Here is a 4618-nt window from a genome sequence, read left to right as displayed (position 1 = left end):
GATCTGCTGGTTGCCCGGGTGTCAGCCTGCTCTGCAGGAGACGGTGGCGGTGCAGCCGCCGCTACCGCCGCCCCCGCCGGGGCTGCCGCCGTCAGGAGCCACGGCGCGGCCGGTCTGCGGGGAGATCATGCCGGCGCAGAGCCCTCGGCTCGCCAGCCCCTGGGCGATACGGGGGATCGCGGCGAGCGTGTTGGCGGACCAGTCGTGCATGAGCATGACCTGGCCGTCGGTGAGCCGGGCGGCGGCCTGCACGATCGCATCGGTGCTCGCGCCGTTCCAGTCCTGGGAATCGACGTCCCAGATGACCTGGGTCAGACCGTACCTGGCGGCGACGGACTGCACCGTCGAGTTGGTCTCACCGTACGGAGGGCGGAACAGTTTCGGCGTGCCCCCGCCGGCGTTCGCGATCGCCTGCTGGGTGCGGGAGAGCTCCGAGTCGATCTGTGCCTGACTCTGCTGGGTCAGGTGCGGATGGGTGTAACTGTGGTTGCCGACCCACATACCGGCGTCGACCTGCGCCCTGACCTGGGCCGGATTGGCTGCGGCGTACTGGCCCTGGTTGAACATCGTGGCCCGTAGCCCGTTCTGCTTCAAGGCGTTCAGCAGGCCCGGCGTGCTGCTGGAGGGGCCGTCGTCGAAGGTGAGCCCGACGTACCCGCTGCACGCGGCAGCGGTGGCGGCGTGGGAGGCAGTGGGTTCGACGGCGGTAGTGGCGGTCGCGGCTGTCGCGGCGACCGCCAGTGCGGTGATCACGGGCCGTAAGGACAGGCGTGGCGTGATGCGCATGCGCATGCGGATGAGCCTTTCTCGTCCTGGTGGTCATGGGGGAGACGGCTGGGGGTGGGGCGGCGGGAGCGAACCGCCGCCCCGGTGCTGCGATCTGCTGGTTGCCCGGGTGTCAGCCTGCTCTGCAGGAGACGGTGGGCCAGGTCCAGTTGCCGTTGGCCTGGATGGTCGCGCCCCAGTTGTTGCCGCTGCCGTTGGACTTGGCGGTCAGCACCTGGGCGCTGGGGTAGGAGGCGGTGGTGTTCCAGGTGGAGAGGACCTTGGCGGGGGAGGGCACGTTCATGGTGACGGTCCAGTTGCTGGAGCCGGAGACCGTGACATCGAGGTTGTAGCGGTCGCTCCACTTCTGGCCCGCGGAGACGGTGGCGGTGCAGCCGCCGCTACCGCCGCCCCCGTCGCCGCCGCCCCCGGAGGTCGCGCCCACAGTGATGTCGGAGCTGCCGCTGCTCTGGTAGCCCTCGGTGGCCATGATCATGTAGTTGAAGGTGCCCAGGTTCATCCCCTGCCGGGCCCACGCGTCGAAGTGGTTGCCGGTGGTGATGGTTCCGCCGGTCCTCTTCGACTGCCGGACGCTCCAGAACTGCTTGAACGTGCGAGTGCCCTCGATGGAGGGGGCGTTGACGCGGGTCGTCTCGTAGATGTCGTACGTACCGCCGTCGCTGGTGACGGTGCCCTTGAACGTGCCCGTCGGGCGGTAGGTGCCCCAGTTGTCGACGATGTAGTACTCGACGAGCGGGTTCGTCGACCATCCGTAGAGGGTCAGGTAGGCGTTGCCGGACGGGTTGAAGGTGCCCGAGTAGGTCACGCTCCTGCGTCCACCGGTGCTCCAGCCCTTGCCGGCGACGAAGTTCCCGGTGTTGCTCCAGGAGGTGCCGTAGCGGCCGCCGGACGACAGGTTCATCGAGACGGTGCCTGGGCTGTCGGTCCAGAAGGAGTAGTAGTACCCGTTGTCGGTGCCGGTCCGGTTCGAGTTGACGACCGTGTCGGCCGTGGCCGTGCCGGGCAGGGCCAGCACGGCCACGGCGGCCATCGCCATGGCGAAGACGTTGCGGACGGTGCGTCTGAACCAGCCGCGTGTGCGGCTCGTCGGCTGTGCGGGTGCGTCGTTCATGTGCGTTCTTTCCTCCTCGTCCTCGTGAGGCCGGGCGGGGGCCCGGACAGCGCGGAACGCCCCCTGTGGGGATGTCGGTGAACAGCTGGTGACGGTTCGCGCGTCGGTGGCGGGCTTCCCGGCCGGACTGGGCCGGTCATCACGCTCGGCGACCGGCCTGGATACCGGGTCGGGGTGGACCCGGATCGACAGTGGTTGAAGTCTGTCGACGGCGAACAGTGTTGAACTGCCCCTGCCGAGTGTCAATGGTTTCGACACAGATTACGAAAGCGTCGATCCTTGATGTGGAACATGGTGAAAGTCTTTTACCTGTTCAGGTCTGTAGAGGGTCAACGGAAATGCTGTCGTGCATGATGATCTCGAAGTTCATATCGAGATTTGCGTTCGATGTTCTCGAAAGTTTCGGAAGCACTCGGACTGCTGTGAAGTGAGGAGGCACGCGAGGGCACAGGACTTCGGGGAGAGGGCCGGCCGTCGCTGTGGGGCGGGCTCGCCGGAGGGCGGCGATTTTGTCCGGCACCGCCGCCTCGGAGGTTGAGCGCGCCGAGCCGGAGTCAGCCCTCGCCCGCTTCCCTGAGCGCGGTGTTGAGCTCCAGGACGTTGACCCGGGGCTCGCCCATGAACCCGAGGATGCGCCCTTCGGTGTGCTCGTCCACGAGCTCTGCCACCTGCTGGACGGGAAGGCCGTTCCGCTCCGCCACCCGGTGGATCTGGAGCTTCGCGTACGCGGGGGAGATGTGCGGGTCGAGGCCCGAACCGGAGGACGTGACCGCGTCGGCAGGTATGTCGTCGGGCCGCACCGTGAAGGAGGGGGTGGAGTTGTCCGCGACGACCGCCGCCCTCGCCTCGGTGACCCACCGGATCAACTCGGCGTTGTCCGCGGAGCGGTTGGTGGCGCCGGAGAGGATCAGCGAGTACCGGAGGTTGACGCTGTTGCTGCCGAGACCGTTGGAGGGGCGGGGCTGGAACCACCTCAGGTCCGGCTTCGGCGTCTCGTCCGGGTTCTGCTTCGGCAGGTTGTACGTCTGACCGATCAGGGACGATCCGACGGTGTGTCCGCTTCCGTCCCGGAGCTCGGAGCCGTTGGCTTCCGTGCTGAAGAGAGCCTGGGCGACGCCCGTCACGGCGAGCGGGTAGAGGATGCCGCAGATGACGCTCAGGACGAGCAGGGCGCGCAGCCCCGCTCCGAGCGTCCGGACGGTGTTCTTCAAGGAGGTGTTCATGGCTGATCAGCCGTTTCTGCTTCAGGAGAGCCCGGGAACGAGGGACTTCAGGAGAGCCCGGGAACGAGGGAGATGCACAGGTCGATGAGCTTGATGCCGGCGAACGGGGCGATCAGACCGCCGAGTCCGTAGATCCCGAGGTTGCGGCGGAGCATCCTGTCGGCGCTGACGGGCCGGTACCTGACGCCCTTCAGGGCCAGCGGTACGAGGGCGATGATGACCAGCGCGTTGAAGATGACGGCGGACAGGATCGCCGACTCCGGCGACGCCAGTCCCATCACGTTGAGCTTATCCAGCCCCGGGTACACCACCGCGAACATGGCCGGGATGATCGCGAAGTACTTCGCGACATCGTTGGCTATGGAGAACGTGGTCAGGGCGCCCCGGGTGATGAGGAGCTGCTTGCCGATCCCGACGATCTCGATGAGCTTCGTGGGGTCGGAGTCCAGGTCCACCATGTTCCCGGCCTCCTTGGCGGCCGAGGTGCCGGTGTTCATCGCCACGCCGACATCGGCCTGGGCGAGCGCCGGGGCGTCGTTGGTTCCGTCGCCCGTCATCGCGACGAGCTTGCCCCCGGCCTGCTCCCGCTTGATGAGGGCCATCTTGTCCTCGGGAGTGGCCTCGGCGAGGAAGTCGTCGACTCCCGCCTCCTCGGCGATCGCCCGGGCGGTCAGCGGGTTGTCACCCGTGATCATGACGGTTTTGATGCCCATCCGGCGCAGTTCGTCGAACCGCTCCCGCATACCGTCCTTGACGACGTCCTTCAGATGGACGACACCCAGGACCCGGGCGCCCCTCGCGTCCTCGACCGCGACCAGCAGCGGAGTGCCGCCGGCCTCGGAGATCCGGTCGGCGAGCCGGCCGGCGTCACCGGCGGCACGGCCGCCCCGCTCCCGCACCCAGGCGAGGACCGAACCGGCCGCTCCCTTGCGGGCGCTGAGGCCGTCCAGGTCCACTCCCGACATACGGGTCCGGGCCGTGAAGGCGACCCAGGTGGCAGGGGCGAACCCGCTCCGGTGGCGGTCGGGCAGACCGTACCTCTCCTTCGCGAGCGTCACGATCGAGCGGCCCTCGGGAGTCTCGTCGGCCAGCGACGAAAGCTGCGCGGCCCCGGCCAGTTCCGCCTCGGTCACACCCTCCACCGGCACGAACTCCGCGGCCTGCCGGTTGCCGAACGTGATCGTGCCCGTCTTGTCGAGGAGAAGCGTCGACACGTCGCCCGCCGCCTCCACCGCGCGCCCCGACATGGCCAGGACGTTGCGCTGGACGAGACGGTCCATACCCGCGATGCCGATCGCGGAGAGGAGCGCGCCGATGGTCGTCGGGATCAGGCAGACCAGCAGCGCGGTGAGCACGGTCATGGACTGCTCGGCGCCGGCGTGGACCGCGAACGGCTGGAGCGTCACGACGGCGAGCAGGAAGACGACGGTCAGTGATGCCAGCAGGATGCCGAGCGCGATCTCGTTGGGGGTCTTCTGCCGGGCGGCGCCCTCGACCA

At 68.3% G+C, this 4618-nt stretch carries 3 protein-coding genes and 1 pseudogene; all 4 read right to left on the bottom strand.

What is annotated here, in order from left to right:
- Positions 1-36: 36 nt before the first annotated feature.
- Positions 37-786, bottom strand: a pseudogene (locus VN520_RS18285) (polysaccharide deacetylase family protein); the annotation flags it as partial.
- 112 nt (positions 787-898) lie between these two features.
- Complete coding sequence (locus VN520_RS18280) at positions 899-1897, bottom strand: glycoside hydrolase family 11 protein (protein ID WP_325747996.1); 999 nt, start codon at positions 1895-1897, stop codon at positions 899-901.
- Between the two features lie 554 nt (positions 1898-2451).
- Positions 2452-3120 carry a potassium-transporting ATPase subunit C gene (locus tag VN520_RS18275; protein ID WP_325747995.1) on the bottom strand — a complete coding sequence of 223 codons (669 nt, stop codon included), beginning with the start codon at positions 3118-3120 and terminating at the stop codon, positions 2452-2454.
- Between the two features lie 47 nt (positions 3121-3167).
- Positions 3168-4618, bottom strand: a 1451-nt coding sequence (gene kdpB / locus VN520_RS18270; RefSeq protein WP_325747994.1) for a potassium-transporting ATPase subunit KdpB, incomplete at its 5' end; no start/stop codon positions are given.

This window comes from Streptomyces sp., assembly GCF_035563135.1.
Lineage (GTDB): Bacteria > Actinomycetota > Actinomycetes > Streptomycetales > Streptomycetaceae > Streptomyces.
The sequence above is the reverse complement of the archived record's forward strand: the minus strand, read 5'-3'. Positions and strand labels throughout refer to the sequence as shown.

Coding starts and splice junctions, on each gene's coding strand:
- VN520_RS18275 (WP_325747995.1), bottom strand. CDS start 3,120: ATGAACACCTCCTTGAAGAACACCGTCCGGACGCTCGGAGCGGGGCTG.
- VN520_RS18280 (WP_325747996.1), bottom strand. CDS start 1,897: ATGAACGACGCACCCGCACAGCCGACGAGCCGCACACGCGGCTGGTTC.